The sequence below is a fragment of the Citrobacter sp. wls613 genome (genome assembly GCF_005281195.1).
Classification (GTDB): domain Bacteria; phylum Pseudomonadota; class Gammaproteobacteria; order Enterobacterales; family Enterobacteriaceae; genus Citrobacter; species Citrobacter gillenii.
This window is the reverse complement of record NZ_SZXN01000072.1, coordinates 21,417-24,304: the sequence shown is the minus strand read 5'-3', so window position 1 is coordinate 24,304 and position 2,888 is coordinate 21,417. Positions and strand designations below refer to the sequence as shown.

Genomic DNA, 2,888 nt, shown 5'->3' with positions numbered 1-2,888 from the left:
CGCCGCTGATCCTGCTATTGATGTGGCTGGGGCAGCCCGGCCAGAGCGCCGCGCTGCTCGGCACTGCGGCGGCCATGTCGTCCACGGCGCTGGTCAGCCGACAACTGGCCGACCAAGGCGAGCTCACCACCCGCCACGGACGCAGTGCCATCGCCGTGCTGGTCTTTCAGGACCTGGCCAGCGTGCCCCTGCTGGCCTTGCTGGCGATCTGGGCGCGCGGCGAGTCGCCGAAGATCGAGCATGTGCTGCTCGAAGTATTCGGTGTGCTGCTGCTGTTCGCGGCAGCGGCCCTCGCCTCGCGCCGTCTGTTGCATGGCCTGCTGGGCTGGGTGGCGCGGCGGGGCCACGAGGAATCGTTCGTGCTCGTCTCCTTGTGCGTGGTGGTGGCCGCCGCCGCCGCTGCGCACGCGGTCGGCGTATCTGCCGCCCTGGGGGCCTTCCTCGCCGGGATGGTGCTGGGCGAGAGCGACTTCCGGCACCACATGGAAAGCCACCTCAGGCCGTTTCGCGATGTGTTGTCGGGCGTGTTCTTCGTGACCATCGGCCTGCAACTGGACGCAGCACAGATTCTTTCGGCACCGCTGGCGGTGCTGGCGTGGCTGGTGGTGCTGGTACCGGTCAAGATCCTGCTCAATACGCTGGCCTTGCGGGCGACGCGCCTGTCCGCCCTCGATGCCTGGCGCACGGGCATAGCGTTGGGGCACGGCGGCGAGTTCGCCCTGCTGTTGTTGGGCACGGTCTTGCAGCAGCATCTGATCCCCGCGACCGTCGTCCAACCCATGCTGGTCGCGCTGGTGCTCAGCATGGCCCTGGCACCGCTACTGATCCGCCATCACGATGTACTTGCCCGGTTCTTGAGCCGCACCGGCGGCGTCATTCAGCCACCCCAGGCTGAAGAAGTCGAGATCGCCGCGCAGACGACGCGATATCGAGACCATGTCATCATTTGCGGCGCGGGCGAGCTTGGCCTGACAGTCAGCGAGATTCTTCGCCACGCCGGCGTGGCGCATCTGCTGCTGGAGGCGGACGCGCAGAAGGTCGAGGCCGCGCGTGCCGCCGGCGCGCCGGTGTTCCATGCCGATGCCAGTCGGCCCGATACCTTGCTGGCTGCCGGCTTGACGCATGCGCACTTGGTGGTGCTGACGTTCGCCCATGCCCAGCAAGCGTTGCGCATCGCCCAGGCGATTGCCGAGCGCCGTCCGGCGCTGACCTTGTGGGTGTCATGCAGAAGTACGACCGCGGCCGATGCATTTCGCGCCATGCCCAACGTGCGCGTGTATCAGCAATCCTTTGCCGCAGCTATTGGGCTGGCGGAACAGGTGATGTCGACGCTTGGCATGTCGACCGAGCTGATTGAAGGACACATCAGCGCAATGCGCCGCCGTCTCGACAGCAGCCGTTTTCCAGGGAGTTCATCGTCATGAAATCAACACGCCTTAACCCATTTCAGGTCTTACGTGACCAATTGGCCATCATGAGTTTTTACGAGCGCTTCGAGCAGGTCGTCGCGCTCGTGCTGTCGGCGGTGATCGCCGTCATCATCGTGGTGTCGCTGTTCCAGCTCATCTCCATCGTCTTCACGCTGCTGGTTCTAGATGCCTTCAATCCCCTGGACCACGAGGTATTCCAGAGCGTGTTCGGCATGATCATGACGCTCTTGATCGCGATGGAGTTCAAGCATTCCATCGTGCGCGTGGCGCTGCGTCGGGACAGCATCATCCAGGTCAAGACGGTGGTCCTGATCGCGCTGATCGCACTCTCCCGCAAGTTCGTGATCCTCGACTCCGACGCGAGCCCCGCAAAGATAGCCGCGCTGGCAAGCGCCACGCTGGCTCTAGGTGCGACCTACTGGCTGCTGCGCAAGCGCGGCGACCGCGCCGCCGAGACCTCTGAGCATGACCCGTCATCATCCCAGTGATCCGCGCACGGCGCTCTTGCAACACCGCTGGCTCAACCGCCTGCAGACCGGGCTGTTGGTCCTGACCCTGGTCGGGATCGCAGCCGCAGCAGGGAGACTGCCGTTTGGGGAAGGCTGCCTGTGGCTCGCGCTGTTTGCCATTGCAGGTGCGTTGCTGCTGGAACCGGTAGCCGCGTCGGCGCTGAGCTTGCGCCTGTACCGCGTACGGGCCTTGCACCCGCAAGAAGCCCACAAGATGTGGGCCCTATTGCGCGAGCTGCCCGCCCGTGCCGGTTTGCCCGCCACGCCGGTGCCGCACTATGTGCCCAGTGCCGTCGTCAACGCCTTCGCCACCGGATCAAAGCAGGAGGCATCGATCGCCCTCACCGATGGCCTGCTGCGCAGCCTGAGCCCACGCGAGCTGGCGGGTGTGCTCGTGCACGAGGTCGCGCACATCGCTAATGAGGATCTGCGTGTCATGGGGCTGGCGGATTCCGACAGTCGCCTCACGAGCCTACTGGCCCTTATGGGACAGATCGCGATCCTGCTCAGCCTGCCCGCGCAGCTGGTTGGCGCGGCGGAGGTCTATTGGCCTGGTCTATTGTTATTGGCCGCATCGCCCCAGCTGGCCCTGCTCGCACAGCTCGGCTTGTCTCGCGTGCGTGAGTTCGACGCTGACCGCCTTGCGGCGGAACTGACTGGCGACCCGCAGGGGCTGGCGTCCGCGCTGGCGAAAATCGAGCGGGTCAGCCGCTCCTGGCGTGCCTGGCCATGGTCGGGATGGGGCAATCCCGAGCCCTCCTGCTTGCGCACGCGTCCGGCAACGCAAGAGCGCATCGCACGCCTGCTGACGTTGGCGCCTGGGCCAGCATCAGCGTTGCCACTCCGCGCGCCCCATTTTTTGCCGGAATCCGCTTTGGCGACGCGCCCACCGCGCTGGCGCCCGAGCGGGCTGTGGCGCTGATTGCCCATCAACAGGAGACGTCTCATG

The 2,888-nt window shown here is 65.7% G+C and carries 3 protein-coding genes; all 3 read left to right on the top strand.

Annotated features, from left to right (window positions below):
• Positions 1 to 1,424 (top strand): heat resistance system K+/H+ antiporter KefB-GI (gene kefB-GI, locus FDX01_RS17920; RefSeq protein WP_049040830.1); only part of this gene is annotated, 1,424 nt, incomplete at its 5' end.
• Positions 1,421 to 1,918, top strand: coding sequence for a heat resistance protein PsiE-GI (psiE-GI, locus tag FDX01_RS17915; protein ID WP_016154556.1), 498 nt, complete (start codon positions 1,421 to 1,423; stop codon positions 1,916 to 1,918). The genes kefB-GI and psiE-GI, both read left to right, overlap by 4 nt.
• The gene (locus FDX01_RS17910; protein ID WP_016154555.1) at positions 1,896 to 2,861 is read left to right on the top strand and encodes a zinc metalloprotease HtpX; all 966 of its coding nucleotides are present in this window, start codon (positions 1,896 to 1,898) and stop codon (positions 2,859 to 2,861) included. The genes psiE-GI and FDX01_RS17910 overlap by 23 nt, the downstream gene beginning before the upstream one ends.
• Positions 2,862 to 2,888: the final 27 nt, after the last annotated feature.